The following is a 19,371-nucleotide window of genomic DNA, read 5'->3' on the forward strand; positions in this document are numbered from 1 at the left end:
GCCCGGGCCGCGGCGCGCAGCGCAGCGGGCTGTCGTGGTGGCTGGTGCTGCGCAATGCGGCGCTGGCGCTGTGGACCGCGCCGGCGCTCATTGCCGCAGCGGGCCAGTCCCGTGGTTTGCAGTGGACCGATTCCGCCGCCGTGTTCGGCCTGACTATCGCCGCCGTGGGCCTGTACTTCACCGCCAATCACCTGTTGGCCTCACACCTCAAGTTGCGCAATCTCTGAAGGAATTCATATGGATGCCTTGATCATTTCCAATTTCCTGCTGTGGGGCGTGGTGCTCTGCCTGGTGCTGGTCATCCTGGCGCTGTCGCGGCAGATCGGCGTGCTGTACGAGCGCGTGGCGCCGATGGGGGCGCTGACGATGGACAAGGGCCCCGGCGTGGGCGAGCCGGCGCCGCGCTTCGAACTGGCCGATCTGCTTGGCCGCCGCATCGTGGTGGGTGAACGCGGGCAGCACAGCCAGCTGCTGTTCTTTCTTTCCCCCACTTGCCCGGTCTGCAAGAAGCTGCTGCCGATTCTGAAGTCGGTGGCCAGCACCGAGAGCGCCTGGCTGCGCATCGTCCTGGCCAGCGACGGCGAAATGCCCGAGCATCTGGCGTTCTACAAGCAGGCGGGCCTGGAGCGTTTTCCGTATTTGCTGTCGACCGAACTGGGCATGAAGTTCCAGATCAGCAAACTGCCCTATGCGGTGCTGATCGACGAAACCGGGACTTTGCGCGCCAAGGGTCTGATCAACTCGCGCGAACAGCTGGAAAGCCTGTTCACGGCGAAGGAGCTGGGCGTGGCGTCGGTGCAGGAGTTCCTGGCCGCCGGCACGCTGGAAGAAACCCGGATTTCCCGCAAGGAGAGCGGCAATGCATTGGCTGGATAAACTCGCAGAGCGCGCCGCGCGCTCGGTTGCGCACACCACTTCCCGGCGCAGCGTGCTCAACCGCATAGGCCGGGCGCTGGTCGGAACCGCCTTCCTCATGCCGGTGCTGCCGGTGGCGCGTTCGGCGCCCGCAGACCCCAAGAAGCCGCAGATGGACGACACGGCATGCGACTACTGGCGCTATTGCGCGGTGGACGGATTCCTGTGTTCCTGCTGCGGCGGCAGCATGACGTCCTGCCCGCCCGGCACGTCGCCGTCGGCGGTCTCGTGGGTTGGCACCTGCCACAATCCGCTGGACGGCAAGGACTACCTGATCAGCTACAACGATTGCTGCGGCAAGGCCGCTTGCGGCAAATGCATGTGCGCATCCGCCGAGCGCGAGCGGCCGGGCTATCAGATGTTCCTGCATAACGACGTGAACTGGTGCATGTCCAACGAGTCTTCCATCTTCCATTGCACGACCTCGGTGATCGTGGGCCTGGCCAAACCCAAGCCGAAATCATGAAGCCAGGGGAGCCACCTCCGCGGCAGGGATGGCGCCGGCTGTGCGCCGCCGTCATCCTGCTTGGCGCGGCCCCGGCCAGCGCAGGAGAGCCCGCGGCCAGTCCACCCGCCACGGACGCTTCCGCGGCCGACAGTCTGCGCCAGTCCGTCCGCGCCGACTACGTGCTGCAATGCGCGGGCTGCCATCGGGTGGACGGCCGCGGCAGCAGCCGCCACGGCATCCCCGATTTCCGCAATTCCGCCGGTTTGTTCGTGCATTTGCCGCAGGGCCGCGAGTATCTGATCCGCGTTCCTGGGGCCGCGCAATCGCAGCTGAGCAATGCCGACCTCGCGGCGGTGCTCAACTGGATACTGGAGGAATTCAGTCCGGCGCAATTGCCGGCGGATTTCAGCCCCTACACCGAACAGGAGGTCGCGCAGGTTCGGCCGCGCCGCTATGAGGACGTGGTGCCGGTGCGTCACGGACTGGCCCAATCCTTGTCCGGACTCGGCTTCGAATTGGCCGACTATTCCTATGGCAGCGACAGAAAACCCTAGCGGACCGGCAATTTAGGGGTTGTCACCGATATTCCCTCCTGCCGACCGATGCTAGAAAGAGGCAGCATTCCATTCAACGCTGTAGCTGTGTTGCCGGGCAGGCCGCCGCAGGCAAAAAGGCACGCCGTTTCGAGACGCCGGAGTCGCCATGTCCCCATCCCTTTTGCGCAGCGCGCCCACGCATTTCCTGGACTGCGCCAGCTGGCAGGAAAGTGTCAGCGATACCTTCGTTCCCCTGGAAGTGTCCGCGGTGTTTCCGGCCCGCTTTCGCAACAGCGTGGCGGTGGACTCGCTGGGCTGGATGCAGGTCTGCGAATTGCGCAGCAGCGCCCAGCGCGTGCGCCGCAGCAAGCTGTTGGCGGATCGGTCCGAAGAACCTGGCTACAAGGTGACGCTGCAACTCTCGGGCCGCAGCGAGATCCGCCAGTCCGGACGCAGCGCCTTGCTGGTGCCCGGTGAATGGAGCATCTACGACACCACCCGGCCATACGAGGTCGAGGTCGACGACGGTGCGCATTTCCTGGTGATGCAGGTGCCGGGCAAGCATTTCGATGCCTGGCAGTCCTTTATGCAGAATGCAGTGGCCCGCAGCTTCAGCGCGCGGCACGGTTGCGGGCGCATGGCCATGGACCTGCTGCGCGTGGCGCTGAACGAACACGCCCATCTGTCCGAAAGCGCTTCGCGCGATGCAGCCAATACCGTGCTCCAGATGATGGGTCTGGACATCAGCGAACGGGCGGGAGGGCAGGCCGAACAAGACCAGGTCGAATTGCGGCAGGCGCAATTGCGTCGGGTGCAGCAGCACATACTTGAGAATCTGCATGATCCGGCGCTGTCGCCCGCCGCTGCGGCGGCGGCATTCAGGATGTCGCGCCGCTATCTCTACAACCTGTTCGCACAGGCGTCCACCACGCCGGCCGACTTCATTCTCAGCGCCAGGCTGGAGCGTTGCAGGGACACGCTGTGCGACGCCGCGCAGGCGGCGCGGCCGATAGGCGACATCGCCTACAGATTCGGGTTTTCAGATGCCGCGCGCTTCAGCCACGCGTTCCGCAAGCGTTTCGGCTTGTCGCCGTCGGAATACCGGCGCCTTGGGCGCCAGCCCTGATCAGAGCTGTTCCTCGTTGATCAGGTCTTCCTTGCCGTAGAACTTCACGCCGATGTGGATGCGTTCGCGGCCTTGCGAGCGGCGGTGGCGGTTGGTGTCGCGCAGCGAATAGACGCAGCCGCAGTATTCCTGCTGATAGAAGTTCTCGCGCTTGCTGATTTCGATCATGCGGGCCGAACCGCCGCCCTTGCGCCAGTTGTAGGTCCAGTAGACCAGATCGTCGTAACGCGCCGCGGCGCGTTCGCCGCAGCCGTTGATCTGGTTCATGTCCTTCCAGCGCGAGATGCCCAGCGAACTGGTGATGGTGTCAAAGCCATGCTCGTGCGCGTAGAGCGCGGTGCGCTCGAAGCGCATGTCGAAGCAGGCGGTGCAGCGTTCGCCGCGTTCGGGGGCGTCTTCCATGCCCTTGACGCGGTCGAACCAGTTGTCCATGTCGTAGTCGGCATCGATGAATTCGATGCCGTGCTGCTCGGCGAAGCGGATGTTCTCCTGCTTGCGGATTTCGTACTCTTTGACCGGATGGATGTTCGGGTTGTAGAAGTAGATGGCGTAGTCGATGCCCGAGGCGGTCATCGCTTCCATGACTTCGCCGGAACAGGGCGCGCAGCAGGAGTGCATCAGCACTTTGCTGCGGCCGGCGGGCAGGTCGAGTTTGGGGCGCACGAGTTCAGACATGGCTTGCAAGCAACGGATAAGGCGGAAAACTCCTTATTTTACGCTGAGTTGCCGCGCGCCGGAGATGCTCCGCCCCCGCCCCACGTGTTCAGCCCAGCACTGCGTCCCAGAGTTCGCGCACGGCAGCGCGTTCCGCCTGCAGCTGGTCCTGCGGCACGCGCGCCTTTTCCACGCCTTGCAGGCGCAGCTGGTGCTGGGCGCGGCGCAGGGTGCGGTAGGCGTCGCCGGCGCGGGCGGCCAGCTCGGGAGAGATCAGGCCCGCCTCGCCCGACAGGCGCAACAAGGCGATATTGCCCAGGTTGCGGACCAGCACCGGATGTGTGCCCGAGTGGCACAGCACCAGGTACTGGGTGACGAATTCCACATCCACCATGCCGCCGCGGTCGTGCTTCAGGTCGAACAGCGGGCCGGTGTTGGGGTGGCCCGCATTGATTTTCTCGCGCATCGCCAGCACTTCCTCGCGCAGCTTGGCGGCGTCGCGGGGCAGCACCAGCATGTCTTCGCGGATCTGCTCGAAGCGGGCGCCGACGCTGGCGTCGCCCGAGGCGTAGCGGGCGCGGGTCAGCGCCTGGTGCTCCCAGGCCCAGGCGTGCTTGTGCTGGTACTGCTCGAAAGCTTCCACGGACACCGCCAGCAGGCCGGCGTCGCCGTCCGGCCGCAGCCGCAGGTCCACCTCGTAGAGCCGGCCGGAAGACGTCATGGTCGACAGCCAGGAAGTCATGCGCCGGCCCAGCTTGGCGTAGACCTCGGCGGCGTCCTCGCGCGGGTCGTCGAACAGGAACACCAGGTCCAGGTCCGAGGCGTAGCCCAGTTCCTTGCCGCCCAGCTTGCCGTAGGCGATGACGGCGAAGCGCGGCTCGGCGCCCGCGGCCTTGTTGACCAGCGGCCAGGTACGGCGGATGGTTTCGGTCAGCAACAGGTCGGCCAGCGCGGACAGCTGGTCGGCCAGCTTTTCCACGGTGAGTTCGCCTTCCAGGTCTTGCGCCAGCAATTGGAAGCTGGCCTGGCGCTGCATGTCGCGCATCAGGTTCATCTGGCGCTCGATGTCCGGATCGCCGTCGGGCAGCCGGCAAGCGTCCAGATCGGCAGTCAGCTGGCGCGCGATCTGGGCGAAGTCCAGCGGCTCGAACAGGGTGCGCCAGTCGATCAGGCTGTCCAGCAGCAAGGGATGCTGGGTCAGGTATTGCGCGGCCCACGGACTGGCGGCGACCATGCGCGCCACGCGCGCCAGGGTGTCCGGATACTCGGCCAACAGGGCCAGGTAGGCGCTGCGCTGGGCGATCTTTTCGATCAGATCGAACAGGCGCACGGTGGCTAGCAGCGGGGCAGGGGTCTGCAGGGCGGCGCGAAGGGCGGCCGGCAGCAGGGCGTCCATCCGCTTGCGGCTGCTCTCGGGCAGGCTGCGCACGCGGTGGCTGCCCAGCAGCGTTTCGGTACGGCGCAGCAGGTCCTGCGCGTCGTCGCCGAAGGCCTGGCTGATCTGTTCTGCCAGTTCGCAGCTGCTGTCGGGCTCGTCCGGGCCGGACCCAGGGTCGGACGAGCCGGGCGCGGGCGCCGGCACTTCGGCATCGCCCATGCCCACCAGGCGGAACACGTTGCGGAAGGTTTGCGAGACGAATTGGCGGTGCGCGGCCAGCGTGCTTTCGAAGTCTTCGGGGCTCATGCCCAGGGCGGCGGCCAGGGCGGCGCGCTGGGCGGGGTCGCCCGGCAGCAGGTGGGTCTGGGCGTCTTCGCGGTATTGCAGGGCATGTTCGGTGCGGCGCAGGTAGCGGTAGGCTTCTTCCAGCCGGCGCGCGTCTTCCTCGGGCACCAGGCCGGCCGCGTTTTCGGCATGCAGCGCTTCCAGCAGGCCGCGCTTTTGCAGCGCGGGCATGCGGCCGCCGCGGATCAGCTGGGCTAGCTGCACCACGAATTCAATCTCGCGGATACCGCCGTCGCCCAGCTTGATATTGTTGGCGCTGTCGATGCCGTTGCGCGCGCTGGCGCGCCGCTGCCAGTCCTGGCGGATGCGTTCGCGCAGGGCGCGCAGGGCCGAGAGCGCGTCGAAGTCGAAATACTTGCGGTAGACGAAGGGCACGCGCAGGCTTTCCAGCTGGCGCGCCTGCGCGGCGCTGTCGCTGCCTTCGAAGGCCTGGGCCGGTATCAGCCGCGCCTTGAGCCAGGCGTAGCGTTCCCATTCGCGGCCCTGGCCGATCAGATAGTGCTCCAGCGCGTCCAGGCTCCAGGCCAGCGGGCCGGAATCGCCATCGGGGCGCAGACGCAGATCGGTGCGGAACACCTGGCCGTTGGCGTCCACTTCCGACAGCACGGGCATCATGCGCCGCGTCAGGCGGCCGTAGAACTCGTGGTGGCTGATGCGGCGCGGGCCGTCGGTGTCGCCTTCTTCGCCATACAGCATGATCAGGTCGATGTCGGACGAGACATTCAGCTCGCAGCCGCCCAGCTTGCCCATGCCGACGATCAGCATTTCCTGCGGCTTGCCGGTAGCCGGATCGCGCGGCACGCCATGCACTGCCGCCAGATCCGCCGCCACGCTGCGATAGGCCGCGGCCACGGCGGTATCGGCCAGCGTGGTCATGGCGCCGACGACCTCTTCCAGATCGGCCTGGCCGGTCAGGTCGCGGACGATGAGCACGTCGAAGACCCGTTCGCGCAGTTTGCGCAGCACCATGCGGCAGACATCCACCGGCAGCGCATCGCTTGCTTGCGGTCCGGCCAGTTCGGATTGCCAGCGCGCGATCTGCGCGGGCGTGACGGGTTCGCGCACGGCGTCGGCCAGCCAGGCGGCCAGATCCGGGTGGGCATCCAGTCGGCGGCGCAGATGGCCGGACCAGGCGAGAGCAGGGGCGAGCGTAGAGGGCGTGGACATGGCGAAAGGGGCGGCGGAATAGGCGCGTTTCAGGTATAAGTGGGGACGATACCGCAAGACCTATTTTCCTGCCCACCGATCCGTGTCTGTTTCAAAAAAAGTGCTCTGCTGGGTTTTCTGGGCCGTGCTGACCATCTATGGCGTCGTGGCCCTCGGACTGCTGGGCGTTCGCTACTGGGTCCTGCCCCGCGTGGACCAATGGCGTCCCCAGATCGAAGCCTACGCCAGCCAAGCGCTGGGCTCCCGAGTGACCATCGGCTCCATCCAGGCAAATTGGCATGGCCTGAATCCCAAACTCGATCTCACCTCCGTCCAAGTCTACGACGACGAGGCCGACCCCGTGCTGTCCTTGCCCTCGGTGTCGGCGGTGCTCGCCTGGCGCAGCATCCTGACCTTGTCGCCCAAGCTGCTGCGGCTGCAGGTCGAACGGCCCGAGCTCACCCTGCGGCGCGATCCGGCCAATCACTTATGGGTGGCGGGCCAGGACATCGACTTGAATGCCAGCGACCAGCGTTCGGACCTGGACCATCCCGCCCTGCGCTGGCTGGGCGCGCAGCGCGAGCTGCGGATACGCAATGCCACCATACGCTGGCAGGATGAATTGCGCGGGGCGCCGGAACTGACCCTTACCAGCGTCGATTTACTGGCGCGCAACGGCAGCCTGTCGCACCGTTTTGTCCTCAAGGCCGCGGCCGATGGCGCGCTGGCGCGCAATGTGGAGCTGCGCGGCGAATTCAACCGCAGCCTGTTCACCGTGAACGCGGCGAATCCCGGCAACTGGGGCGGCCAACTGTATGCTCAGCTCGACGATGTGGAACCGTTGGCGTGGCAGCCTTGGTTCGAGGTCCCGGCGGTGGCGGGGCGCGTCAGCGGGCGGGCATGGCTGCAGCTGGAACGCGGCAAGTTCACCGAATTGACCGCGGACGCCGCTGTGCGTGGCCTGCAATGGACCGGGGCGCCTCAAGCCGCGCAAGCGCCTGGCGTCAAGGCAGATTACGTCCAGGCCCGCATTCAGGGCCTGCCGGGTGACTTCATTCAACTGGACAGCGTGCCCTTGGCGCGCAGTCCGGGCGCTCCCGCCGTGTCGGTCAGCGGGAAGGTCCAGCAACTGGGCGTCACCTTGCCGGGCATCTTCGAGCAGCCCACGCTGGCGGCGCGTGAAGTGGCGCTGGATGCCAGCGTGAAAGGGCCGGACGCCGAGCACTGGTTCGTGGACGTCGGCCAGTTGCAACTGGTCAACGATGACATCGACCTGCGCTTGCAGGGGCAATGGCGGCGTGAGGGCAAGACCGCGGCGGGCAGCGTCGACATGCGTGGCGTGATGGCGCGCGGCTCCATGTCCGCCATCCACCGCTACCTGCCGCTGGAGGTCAACGCCGATGCCCGCGAATGGCTGGCCATCGGCTTGCCAGCCGGCGAAATGCAGTCCGCGTCCATCACGCTCAAGGGCGATCTCGATGACTTCCCCTACGCCAATCCGGCATCCCAGGGTGAATTCGTGATTGCGGGCGCGTATGCTGGCGCCAAGGTCGACTATGCGCCCGCGCACGGGCAACGCAAAGGCTGGCCGATGCTGGAGAACCTGTCCGGCAATTTCCGTATCGACAAGGTCAGCTTGGCGCTGGACAGCGCCGGCGGCGCGGTCGCTCATACCGGGCCGGGTCAGACCGTGACGCTGGGGGCCGTGTCCGCGACCATTCCCAATATGGAGGAAAGCTCCGAATTGCTGCTCACCGGCGAGACTTCCGGCACGGTGCCGGCGTATCTGGCGCTGGCGGCCAATTCACCCTTGGGCGGGTTGCTGGATGGGGCCCTTGACGAGGCGCGCGGAACCGGCGACTGGCGGGTGGGACTCAAGCTCAAGGTGCCCTTGCTGAATACGGACGACACCCAGGTCCAGGGGAACATCCTGTTCGCGGGCAACACGTTCACCTTCATGCCCGAAATGCCCTTGCTCAGCCAGATGCACGGCGACCTGGCATTTTCGGAGAAGGGCGTGGAAGCCAAGGAACTGCGGGCGCAATTCCTGGGCGGCCCGGCGCGGATATATGGGCGCCTGGCCCAAAGCACCGACGCGCTGCGCTTCGAGGGCACGCTGGCCGGGCCGGCGCTGACCCAGTTGAGCAACACGCCGTCGATGTCGCGCTTTTCGGGCAAGGCCGCCTACAAGGGCAAGGTGGGTTATCAGCGTGGCGGCGCGGTGGATATCTCCGTCGAATCCGATCTGGTGGGCATGGCGATCGACATGCCCGCTCCGGTGGGCAAGGCGGCCCAGGCTTCCCAGTTGCTGAAGGTGCAATGGTCGCCCGCGCAGGATCGCGGGGCGCAGAACCGGCGCTGGCTTACCGCCAGCCTGGGCGATGGCGTCAATGCGCTGCTCGAGCGGGCGCCGTCCGAAGGAACGCCATCCTATTTCGCGCGCGGCGCACTCGGCATCAACCGCCCGGCAAGCCTGCCGGAACGCGGATTCAGCCTGAACGCCAACCTGCCTGAACTGGACATGGACGCCTGGGAAAAGGTGTCCGACGGCTTCAGTGCGCCTGCCGGCAAGGGCCGTGCCGCGGCCAAGCCCATGCTGCCCGCGGCCGAGCGCATCAGCCTGGCGGCCGGCGTCCTGCGCACGGGCGGCTATACCCTGAACGACCTGACGCTGTACGCGACCCGGCCGGGGCCCGCGCAGTGGCGCGTGGACCTGCAGTCCAAGCAGGCCACCGGATCGCTTGAATGGCGCGAGGCTTCCGGCGCCATCGCCGGACAGATCACGGCCCGCCTGAAGCATCTGTCGCTGGGCGGCGAGGGCGATACCAATGAGGCCGACGAGGCGTTGTCCTCCGGCAACGACCTGTCCGACATCCCGGCGATCGACCTGCAAGCCAAGGAGTTCCTGCTGTACGGCAAGAACGTGGGCGAGCTCCAGGTGCAGGGCACCAATCTGGAGCGCGGCCGCCAATGGCGCCTGGACAAGCTGTCCATCGTCAACGACGCGGCCTCGCTCAACGCCACCGGCAATTGGCGCCTGGAAGGCCAGGATCGCGGCCTGACCGTGGACGCTTCGGTCAAGTTCGAAGACGTGGGCAAGTTCCTGGACCGCATCGGCTTCGAGAAGGTGGTGTCGGGCGGAAAGGGCACGATGCAAGGCAAGGCCTCCTGGCGCAATCTGCCCTGGACCCACAAGATCGAGGATCTGACCGGCGAGGTCGACGTCAGCCTGGACAAGGGCCGCTTCATGCACGTGAACTCCCGCACCGCGCGCCTGCTGGAACTGCTGTCCCTGCAATCGCTGCAGCGCCTGGCGCGGCTGGACGTGAACCCCACCAATCTGCTGCGCGACGGTTTCCCCTTCGACACCATCCGCGGCAAGGTCAAGCTGGGCGAGGGTACGGCCTCGACCGAAGGCTACAAGATCAACGGACCGGTGGCCGCGATCGTGCTGGCGGGCGGCGTCAACATCATCCGCGAACGCTGGGACATGAAGGCCGTGGTGATTCCGAATCTGGACGCCAGCGGCGCGGCCATGGTGACGGCGCTGGCGGTCAATCCGCTGATCGGACTGGGCGCGTTCGTGACGCAGTGGCTGCTGAAGCAGCCGCTGGCGCGGGCCATGACCATGGAATACGCCGTCACGGGCAGTTGGGACGATCCCAAGATCGAGCCGATAGACGCTTCCGGCAAGCCCGCGGGTGACAAGCACACCAAACGGCCCGCTCCGCAGCCCGGCACGCTGGAGGAGTTCATGGGCAATTGAGCCCCGCAGGCGGGGGGCCGGGTCAGTCCATGAAAAACGCCCTGGGCGCAAGCGCGCTCCAGGGCGTTTTTCATGAGCGGGTTCGCGGCGCAGGCGCTGCGGACCGCGGCGCTGCTTACTTCTTCTTCATCATGTCGAAGAATTCGGCGTTGGTCTTGGTGGCGCGCATCTTGTCCAGGATGAATTCCATGGACTGGACTTCGTCCATGTCGTGGATGAACTTGCGCAGCACCCAGACCTTCTGCAGCAGGTCCGGAGCGATCAGCAGCTCCTCGCGGCGGGTGCCGGACTTGTTCAGGTTGATCGACGGGTAGACGCGCTTTTCAGCCAGGCGGCGCTCGAGGTGGACTTCGGAGTTGCCGGTGCCCTTGAATTCTTCATAGATGACTTCATCCATGCGGCTGCCGGTTTCGATCAGCGCCGTGCCCAGGATGGTCAGCGAACCGCCTTCTTCCAGGTTGCGGGCGGCACCGAAGAAGCGCTTGGGACGTTGCAGCGCGTTGGCGTCCACGCCGCCGGTCAGCACCTTGCCGGAGGCCGGCACCACGGTGTTGTAGGCGCGGGCCAGACGGGTGATCGAGTCCAGCAGGATCACGACGTCCTTCTTCATTTCGACCAGGCGCTTGGCCTTTTCGATGACCATTTCCGCGACCTGCACGTGGCGGGTGGCGGGTTCGTCGAAGGTCGAGGCCACCACTTCGCCGCGCACCGTGCGCTGCATTTCGGTCACTTCCTCGGGGCGCTCGTCCACTAGCAGGACGATCATGACCGCGTCGGGGTAGTTGGTGGTGATGGCGTGCGCGATGTGCTGCATCATCACCGTCTTGCCAGACTTGGGGCTGGCGACGATCAGGCCGCGCTGGCCCATGCCGATGGGAGCGAACACGTCCAGAATGCGGCCCGTGAGGTTTTCCTCGCTCTTGATGTCGCGTTCCAGGCGCATGGTCCGGTTCGGATGCAGCGGCGTCAGGTTTTCGAACATGATGCGATGCTTGATCGCTTCAGGCGCCACGCCGTTGACCTTGTCGACCTTGACCAGGGCGAAATAGCGCTCGCCGTCCTTGGGCGTGCGCACTTCGCCTTCGATCGAGTCGCCGGTGTGCAGGTTGAAGCGGCGGATCTGCGAGGGCGAGATGTAGATGTCGTCCGTGCTGGCCAGATACGAGGTCTCGGGCGAGCGCAGGAAGCCGAAGCCGTCGGGCAGGACTTCGAGGACGCCGTCGCCGAAGATCTGCTCGCCTTGCTTGGCGCGCCGTTTCATGATGGCGAACATCAATTCCTGCTTGCGCAGGCGGTTGGCGTTCTCGATTTCCAGGCCGGCGGCCATTTCCAGCAGCTGCGAGACGTGCAGCGCCTTCAGTTCGTTGAGGTGCATCGCGGTGGGATTTTGGGGGAGAGTGAAGGAGAGTTCTGGCGGCGCGCCACGGACGGGCACACGCGGTATTGAGTGAGCGCCGCCCCGAGGGCGGCGCTTTCGTTCACGGCACGCGGCTTATAGCGCGCCGTCCAGGAATGCGGTCAGTTGCGACTTCGACAGCGCGCCAACTTTGGTGGCGGCGGCTTGGCCGTCTTTAAAGAGCATAAGGGTAGGAATGCCGCGGATGCCGTACTTGGTGGCGGTGCCCTGGTTTTCGTCGACGTTCAGCTTGGCGATCGTCAGGCGACCAGCATACTCCGTGGCGACTTCTTCCAGGATCGGGGCAATCATCTTGCAAGGGCCACACCAGGCAGCCCAGTAGTCCACCAGCACCGGCTGGCCGGATTTCAACACATCGGCATCGAAGCTGGCGTCACTGACGTTCTTGATTTGGTCGCTCATGATGGTGATTCTCGGTTCGGCAGCAAAAGGCGCGTAAAAAGAGACGCGCCTCGCCGTTGTTCTTGTTTGTGGATGGACACAAGCATACCACTGTCGATAACAACAGGCATACCACTGTTAATAACAACAGGAGTTGCTGGATTTGTGTAGGATGTTGCGGCGCAGTTGTCGCGATCCGGGCCGTACCGCCCCGATGCGCTGGCTGTGACTGTCATCATCCTACCGAATTCGGAGCTGCTCAGGTCGTGCTCATCCCACTGGGAGCCGCGCAGAATCTAGGCTTATCCGTAAAATGTCGGTTTTTTTCCACAGATGTTGGGGATAACTTGGCCACTCCACGTTACACCGAGGCGTCCATTCGCGTCCTGAAGGGACTGGAGCCCGTGCGCCAGCGCCCGGGCATGTACACCCGAACCGAAAACCCCCTGCACGTCGTGCAGGAGGTCATTGATAACGCCGCTGACGAGGCATTGGCCGGCTACGGCAAGCAGATCCAGGTCACGCTGCACGTCGACGGCAGCGTTTCCGTCGAGGATGACGGGCGCGGCATTCCCGTCGGGCTGCATCCCGAAGAGCACGCTCCCGTGGTGGAGCTGGTGTTCACGCGCCTGCATGCCGGCGGCAAATTCGACAAGGCGGGCGGCGGCGCCTACGCCTTCTCCGGCGGCCTGCACGGCGTCGGCGTGTCCGTCACCAACGCCCTGGCCACGCGCCTCGAGGTGGTGGTGTGGCGCGATGGCGCCGTCAACCGCCTGGTCTTCAAGGGCGGCGATGTGGCTGAGCCCCTGGCGCCCTACGACCAGGGCGGCCGCAAGAAGTCCGGCACCCGCGTGCGCGTCTGGCCGGACGCCAAATACTTCGACAGCCCCAATATTCCGCTGGGCGAACTGACGCACCTCTTGCGCAGCAAGGCCGTGCTGCTGCCCGGGGTCAAGGTGTCCCTGGTCAACGAAAAGACCGGCGATACCAAGACCTGGCAGTACCAGGATGGCCTGCGCGGCTACCTGTCCGAGGCGCTGGCCGGGGCGGAGCTGATGGTGCCGTTCTTTGAAGGCGAGCAATACGCCGGGGCCGACCACGAAAACTTCGCCGAAGGCGAGGGCGCCCAGTGGGTGGTGGCCTGGACCGAGGACGGCAACGCCGTGCGCGAGTCCTATGTGAACCTGATCCCCACGCCCGCCGGCGGCACCCACGAATCGGGTCTGCGCGAAGGCCTGTTCGGCGCGGTGAAGGGTTTCGCCGAACTGCACAGCCTGCTGCCCAAGGGTGTCAAGCTGCTGCCCGAAGACGTGTTCGCCCGCGCCAGCTTCGTGCTGTCGGCCAAGGTGCTGGATCCGCAGTTCCAGGGTCAGATCAAGGAACGCCTGAACAGCCGCGACGCGGTGCGCCTGGTCGGCGGCTTTTCCAAGAGCGCGCTGGATCTGTGGCTGCACAGCAATGTCGAGTACGGCAAGAAGCTGGCCGAACTGGCCATCCGCCAGGCCCAGGCGCGCCAGCGCTCGGCCCAGAAGGTGGAAAAGCGCAAGAGCTCGGGCGTGGCCGTGCTGCCGGGCAAGCTGACCGATTGCGAGTCCAGCGACGCGACCCGCACCGAAGTCTTCCTGGTCGAGGGCGACTCCGCCGGCGGTTCGGCCAAGATGGGCCGCGACAAGGAATTCCAGGCCATCCTGCCGCTGCGCGGCAAGGTGCTGAATTCCTGGGAAGTGGACCGCGACCGGCTTTTCGCCAACAACGAAATCCATGACATTTCCGTCGCCATCGGCGTGGATCCCCACGGGCCCGGCGATACGCCGGACCTGTCGGGCCTGCGCTACGGCCGCATCTGCATCCTGTCGGACGCGGACGTCGACGGTTCGCACATCCAGGTGCTGCTGCTGACGCTGTTCTACAAGCACTTCCCCAAGCTGGTCGAAGCCGGCAACGTGTTCGTGGCCAAGCCGCCGCTGTTCCGCCTGGACGTGCCGGCGCAGGGCAAGCGTCCTGCGCGCAAGATCTATTGCCTGGACGAAGGCGAGCTCGAAGCCGCGCAGGACAAGCTGCGCAAGGAAGGCGTGCGCGAAGGCGCCTGGGCCGTCAGCCGCTTCAAGGGCCTGGGTGAAATGAACCCCGAGCAGCTGTGGGAAACCACCATGAATCCGGACACGCGCCGCCTGCTGCCCGTGGGCTATGGCGACTTGACGCCCGAAGACACCACCCGCATGTTCGACATGCTGATGGGCAAGGGCGAGTCCTCGCAGCGTCGCGCCTGGATCGAAGAGAAGGGCAACCTGGCGGAGCTGGACATTTGATGGCCGCCTCCGCGCCTGGCGCCGCCCGCATGGACGTCCAGATGACGGCCGACGACTACGCCGACTTCGCCGCCTACGTGTACAAGCGGCCGGAGTTGCGCCGCCGCCGCTATCGGTCGCATCTGCGTTTCGCGGTCTTGATGGTCGTGGCCCTGCTGGCCTACCTGATCTGGCAAACCTGGGACGGCAATATGCCGAACTGGGGGCGGATTCTGCCCGTCTACTTCCAGGGGCTGGCGGTGGGCCTGGGCATCCTGGCGCTGTTGGCGTTGGCCTATGAGTTCGTCCTGCCGGCGCTGGTCAGGATGAACACGCGCCGCATGCTGAAAAAGCAGCCCGATGAATTGTTCCTGGGCCGCCATCAGCTCGATTTCGGCGCCGACGGCATCACGGATACCACCGCCACCGCCTCTGGACGCATGGACTGGTCCGATGTGCGGCGGGTCGAGGAAACCCCGGAACACCTCTACGTCATACTCGGCACCTTGCAGGGCGTGATCATCCCCAAGCGTGGGCAGGACGCGGCCACGCTGGAGGCGGTGCGCGCGCAATTGCGCGCGCATGTCGCCGATACGCAACTGATGTCGTCCGCGCAGGCGCTTTGACGCCGTTTCGATGAAATTGTCTACCTGAATACATCATGACCGACAGCAATCAACCCGGCTTGTTCGATTCCAACCCGCCTGGCGGCGATGGCGATGGCGACGGCAATACCGCCATCACCCTGGCGCGCTACGCGGAGCAGGCCTATCTGGACTACGCGGTTTCCGTGGTGCGCGGCCGCGCCCTGCCTGACGTGGGCGACGGGCAGAAGCCCGTGCAGCGCCGCATCCTGTACGCCATGCAGGCGATGGGGCTGGCCGCAGGCGCCAAGCCCGTGAAGTCCGCGCGCGTCGTGGGCGACGTGCTAGGCAAGTATCACCCGCACGGCGACCAGGCCGCCTATGACGCCATGGTGCGCATGGCGCAGGACTTCTCGTTGCGCTATCCGCTGATCGACGGCCAGGGCAACTTCGGTTCGCGCGACGGCGACAACGCTGCCGCCATGCGATACACCGAAGCTCGCCTGACGCCCATCGCCAAGCTGCTGCTGGACGAGCTGGACGAAGGCACGGTGGACTTCGTGCCCAACTACGACGGTAGCCAGCAAGAGCCGCAAATGCTGCCGGCGCGCCTGCCCGTGATGTTGCTCAACGGCGCCTCGGGCATCGCGGTCGGCATGGCTACCGAAATCCCGCCGCACAACTTGCGCGAAGTGGCGCAAGCCTGCGTGGCGCTCATCAAGCATCCGCAGATGCCGGATGCCGAACTGCACACCCTGATTCCCGGCCCGGACTTCGCCGGTGGCGGGCAGATCATCACGCCGGCCCAGGACATCGCCCAGATCTACGCGGGCGGTCGCGGCTCGCTGAAGGTGCGCGCGCGCTGGCAGTTCGAGGAAATGGCCCGCGGCCAGTGGCAGTTGGTGGTCACCGAGCTGCCGCCCGGCACTTCGGGCCAGAAGGTGCTGGAAGAGATCGAGGAAATCACCAATCCCAAGGTCAAGACCGGCAAGAAGAGCCTGACGCCCGAGCAGAGCCAGGCCAAGGCCGTGATGCTGAACCTGCTGGATGCGGTGCGCGACGAATCCGGCAAGGACGCCGCCGTGCGCCTGGTCTTCGAACCCAAGACCTCGCGCGTGGACCGCGACGAATTCGTCAACACCCTGCTGGCGCAGACCAGCATGGAAAGCAGCTCGTCCATCAATCTGGTGTGCATCGGCACCGACGGCCGGCCGCGCCAGAAGGGGCTGCGCGACATCCTGGTCGAATGGATTGCGTTCCGCACCAACACCGTGGTGCGCCGCACGCGCTACCGCCTGGACAAGGTCATCGACCGCATCCACGTGCTGGAAGGCCGCATGGTCGTCTACCTGAACGTGGACGAAGTGATCCAGACGATCCGCGAATCCGACGAGCCGCGCGCCGCGCTGATGGAACGCTTCAAACTGTCCGAACGGCAGGCCGAGGACATCCTGGAAATGCGCCTGCGCCAGCTGGCTCGCCTGGAAGGCTTCAAGATCGAACAGGAACTGAAGGACAAGCGCGAGGACCAGGTGCGCCTGCAGGAACTGCTGGACAATCCCGCCTCGCTCAAGCGCCTGCTGATCAAGGAAATCGAGGCCGACGCCAAGCAGTATGGCGACGACCGCCGCACGCTGATCGAGACCGCCGAGCGCGCCGTGCTCGAAACCAAGGTGCTGGATGAACCCGTCACCGTGATCGTGTCGCAAAAGGGCTGGCTGCGCGCCCGCCAGGGCCACGGCCACGATGCCTCGCAATTTGGCTTCAAGCAGGGCGACGACCTGTACGGCGCCTTCGAGTGCCGCACCACCGACACGCTGATCGCCGTGGGCGACAACGGGCGCGTCTATTCGGTGCCGGTCGGCGGCCTGCCTTCGGCCCGCGGCGATGGCCAGCCCGTCACCACCATGATCGACCTGGGCAGCGGCACGCGCATCGTCCACACGATCGCGGCCGCGGCCGACAGCCGCTGGCTGCTGGCCACGCGCGGCGGCTACGGCTTTGCCGCCAAACTGTCCGACATGGTCAGCCGCCAGCGCGCCGGCAAGCAGTTCATTACCTTGGAAGAGGGCGACGAACTCTTGCGCCCGGTGCCGCTGTTCGACGGCGCCAAGCAATTGGCGCTGCTGTCGCACAAGGGCAAGTTCCTGGTCTTCGGGCTGGATGAGGTCAAGACGCTGTCCGGCGGCGGTCGCGGCACCATCCTGATGGGGCTGGACGGGACCGACAAGCTGGACCAGACCGTACCCATCGGCGCGGGCGGCCTGCGCGCTGCCGGCATCTATCGCAACAAGCACACCGAGGACATCCTGGCGGGAGATGCGCTTGCGCCCTATATCGGCAAGCGCGCCCGCAAGGGCCGGGCGCTGGACGTGCGGCCCAAGCAGCCGGTGCTGTCGCCGGTGCTGGGCTAGGCGCCCGGCGTGCAGGCAAGAAAGCGGCGGGCTTCGGCCCGCCTTTTTTTCGCCTGTTGACCGGTGCCGGCATCCCGGTATTTAATAGATAGATTATTCAGTCTATTAATGAAACATGCGCAAGATCGACCCCATCAAGCAGCAGGAACGACGCAACCACATACTGGCCGCGGCGGCGGACTGCTTTGCCGAGCAAGGTTTCCATTCGACTTCCACGGCACAGATCTGCGCCCGCGCCGGGATGAGTCCGGGCAACCTGTTCCATTACTACGGCAGCAAGGCCGAGATCGTCGAGGCGCTGATCGCATCGGACACGGCGTCGGCGCGCGAGCTCATGCGGGAGGCATGCGCCGCGCCGGACGCGAGGCGGGCGCTGGCGGACTGGGTCGCCGCGCAGTTGGCGCTGCATCAGGATCCGGCCTACGTCAGGCTGGGCATGGAGATCCTGGCCGAGGCCGTGCGCAACCCTCGCGTCCATGCGCTGGTGATGGAAAACGAGGCTGCGCGCAAGGCCGGCCTGGTGGCCTTGCTGGAAACGGTGTGGGCGCAACGCACGGCGCCGCAGCCCGCGGCCGAGATGGCCGATACCTTGCTGCTGCTGCTGGACGGTGTCTACAGCCGTTCGGTGGTGGACCCCGGTTTCGGCGCGGAGGCGGGCCGCCGTCTTCTCGAGCAGGCTTTGTTGCGGTGCTTGCCCGGCGATGCCAAACCGGGCGCTGCCGCAGGGAGGCAGGCATGAGCGCGGCGGCAAACCATGCCCGGCTGGAACAGGTCGATGCGCTGCGCGGCTTCGCGCTCTTCGGCATCCTGGTGGTCAATATCGGTGTGTTTTCTTCGCCGTTCTACGGCGCTGGCGTCCCGGACCCCAGCTACTCGCAACCGCTGGACCTGACCGTGCGCTGGCTGATCGCCTGGTTGTTCGAGACCAAGTTCTATCTGCTGTTCTCGTTCCTGTTCGGCTACAGCTTCACTTTGCAAATGGCCGCCGCCGAGCGCAGCCAGGCGGCCTTCACGCCGCGCTTCCTGCGGCGGCTGGCGGGTCTGGCGCTGCTGGGATTGGCGCACGCCGTGCTGTTCTATCAGGGCGACATTCTGCTTACCTATGCGCTGCTGGGGTTGGCCCTGCTGCTGTGCCGGCGCATGGAGCCCAGGCGGGCGCTGCGCATTTCACTGTGGATCATCGTGCTGACCGCGTCGCTGTGGGCCATCATGGGCGCGCTGAGCTACCTCGATCCAGTGCCACCGGAGTACACGGCGCAGTACTACGCGGATGCGCTGGGGGCGATCGAGGCGTACCGGGGCACCATAGGCAGCACCATCGCGCAGCATGTGAAGGAGCTGACGGAGGGCGTGTGGTTCACGGTCCTGTTCGTGCAGGGGCCGTTCGCGTTCGCCATGTTCCTGGCGGGCTACGCGCTGGGCCGCCGCCATGCGTTGGCGGACCCCTGGCGCCAGCCGCGGGCGCTGTGGCTGCTGTGCGTGCTAGGCCTCGGGCCTGGCCTGGCCGGGTCCGCAGCCTACGCCTTCAGCACGCTGCCGTCGGCGGGGGCAGCCTGGGAGTTGCCGGGGCTGGCGGCGGACCTGCTGACTGCGCCGCTGCTCAGCATGTCGTACGCGGCGGCCCTGTTGCTGGCGATGCGCACCCCGTCCGGCGCGCGGCTGGCGGGCTGGCTCGCGCCGGCCGGGCGGATGGCGCTCACCAACTACCTGATGCAGTCGGTCGTCTGCGCCTTTCTGTTCACCGCCTGGGGCCTGCGGCTGTTCGCCTCGGTTTCGCCGCTGGCCGCATTCTGCATTGCCGTGGCCATATTCGCAGCGCAGTTGCCGCTGTCCGCATGGTGGCTGCGACGCCACGCCTACGGCCCGGTGGAATGGTTCCTGCGCGCGCTCACCATTGGCGCATGGCCGGCCTGGCGGCGCGCGCGGGCGGACTGATCAGACCGGCTTGGCGCGCAGCCGGCCGACGGCGGCGC

General features: G+C 66.1%; 14 protein-coding genes and 1 pseudogene. 11 read left to right on the forward strand and 4 right to left on the reverse strand.

Translation table 11 applies throughout. The features are described from left to right. The 5 genes and pseudogenes from WBB14_RS09995 to WBB14_RS10015 all read left to right on the forward strand — a co-directional run. A pseudogene (locus tag WBB14_RS09995) lies at positions 1 to 227 on the forward strand (methylamine utilization protein MauE); the annotation flags it as partial. A gap of 10 nt (positions 228 to 237) precedes the next feature. Then, on the forward strand, positions 238 to 876 hold the full coding sequence (gene mauD, locus WBB14_RS10000) for a methylamine dehydrogenase accessory protein MauD (protein ID WP_424239688.1): 639 nt from the start codon (positions 238 to 240) through the stop codon (positions 874 to 876). Then, a complete protein-coding gene (locus WBB14_RS10005) occupies positions 860 to 1,381 on the forward strand; it encodes a methylamine dehydrogenase light chain (protein WP_424239689.1) in 522 nt (173 codons plus the stop codon). The genes mauD and WBB14_RS10005 overlap by 17 nt, the downstream gene beginning before the upstream one ends. After that, on the forward strand, positions 1,378 to 1,917 hold the full coding sequence (locus WBB14_RS10010) for a c-type cytochrome (protein ID WP_424239690.1): 540 nt from the start codon (positions 1,378 to 1,380) through the stop codon (positions 1,915 to 1,917). The genes WBB14_RS10005 and WBB14_RS10010 overlap by 4 nt, the downstream gene beginning before the upstream one ends. Before the next feature lie 148 nt (positions 1,918 to 2,065). Beyond that, on the forward strand, positions 2,066 to 3,025 hold the full coding sequence (locus WBB14_RS10015; RefSeq protein WP_424239691.1) for a helix-turn-helix domain-containing protein: 960 nt from the start codon (positions 2,066 to 2,068) through the stop codon (positions 3,023 to 3,025). Here the strand turns inward: WBB14_RS10015 and WBB14_RS10020 are convergent, their stop codons facing one another. Further along, positions 3,026 to 3,700, reverse strand: coding sequence for an epoxyqueuosine reductase QueH (locus WBB14_RS10020; protein WP_013392784.1), 675 nt, complete (start codon positions 3,698 to 3,700; stop codon positions 3,026 to 3,028). It abuts the gene before it with no gap. An 88-nt stretch (positions 3,701 to 3,788) separates the two neighbouring features. Continuing rightward, positions 3,789 to 6,569: a bifunctional [glutamate--ammonia ligase]-adenylyl-L-tyrosine phosphorylase/[glutamate--ammonia-ligase] adenylyltransferase gene (gene glnE / locus WBB14_RS10025; RefSeq protein WP_424239692.1), complete on the reverse strand. Its 2,781-nt coding sequence runs from the start codon at positions 6,567 to 6,569 to the stop codon at positions 3,789 to 3,791. A gap of 124 nt (positions 6,570 to 6,693) precedes the next feature. Between glnE and WBB14_RS10030 the strand changes: the two genes are divergently transcribed. Further along, positions 6,694 to 10,314, forward strand: coding sequence for a YhdP family protein (locus WBB14_RS10030; protein ID WP_424239693.1), 3,621 nt, complete (start codon positions 6,694 to 6,696; stop codon positions 10,312 to 10,314). Positions 10,315 to 10,429: 115 nt separating this feature from the next. On the opposite strand, the gene rho is transcribed toward WBB14_RS10030, so the two are convergent. Both rho and trxA read right to left on the reverse strand, forming a co-directional pair. Beyond that, positions 10,430 to 11,689 (reverse strand): transcription termination factor Rho, encoded by a 1,260-nt coding sequence (gene rho / locus WBB14_RS10035; RefSeq protein ID WP_006218533.1) that lies wholly within the window; start codon positions 11,687 to 11,689, stop codon positions 10,430 to 10,432. A 117-nt stretch (positions 11,690 to 11,806) separates the two neighbouring features. Next, positions 11,807 to 12,133, reverse strand: a complete 327-nt coding sequence (trxA, locus tag WBB14_RS10040) for a thioredoxin TrxA (protein WP_006218534.1) — start codon at positions 12,131 to 12,133, stop codon at positions 11,807 to 11,809. Between the two features lie 326 nt (positions 12,134 to 12,459). On the opposite strand from trxA, the gene WBB14_RS10045 reads away from it, so the two are divergent. The 5 genes from WBB14_RS10045 to WBB14_RS10065 all read left to right on the forward strand — a co-directional run bounded on the left by WBB14_RS10045 (position 12,460) and on the right by WBB14_RS10065 (position 19,333). After that, positions 12,460 to 14,421, forward strand: a complete 1,962-nt coding sequence (locus WBB14_RS10045) for a DNA topoisomerase IV subunit B (RefSeq protein ID WP_332011022.1) — start codon at positions 12,460 to 12,462, stop codon at positions 14,419 to 14,421. Next, positions 14,421 to 15,026: a YcxB family protein gene (locus tag WBB14_RS10050; protein WP_424239694.1), complete on the forward strand. Its 606-nt coding sequence runs from the start codon at positions 14,421 to 14,423 to the stop codon at positions 15,024 to 15,026. Before WBB14_RS10045 ends, WBB14_RS10050 begins: the two co-directional genes overlap by 1 nt. Before the next feature lie 35 nt (positions 15,027 to 15,061). Further along, a complete protein-coding gene (parC, locus tag WBB14_RS10055) occupies positions 15,062 to 17,398 on the forward strand; it encodes a DNA topoisomerase IV subunit A (protein WP_424239695.1) in 2,337 nt (778 codons plus the stop codon). Between the two features lie 115 nt (positions 17,399 to 17,513). Continuing rightward, complete coding sequence (locus WBB14_RS10060) at positions 17,514 to 18,137, forward strand: TetR/AcrR family transcriptional regulator (protein ID WP_424239696.1); 624 nt, start codon at positions 17,514 to 17,516, stop codon at positions 18,135 to 18,137. Continuing rightward, positions 18,134 to 19,333 (forward strand): DUF418 domain-containing protein, encoded by a 1,200-nt coding sequence (locus tag WBB14_RS10065; RefSeq protein WP_424239697.1) that lies wholly within the window; start codon positions 18,134 to 18,136, stop codon positions 19,331 to 19,333. The genes WBB14_RS10060 and WBB14_RS10065 overlap by 4 nt, the downstream gene beginning before the upstream one ends. The last annotated feature ends 38 nt before the right edge of the window (positions 19,334 to 19,371 follow it).

The organism is Achromobacter sp. (assembly GCF_049647645.1).
In the GTDB taxonomy this organism is placed as follows: Bacteria; Pseudomonadota; Gammaproteobacteria; order Burkholderiales; family Burkholderiaceae_B; genus Achromobacter.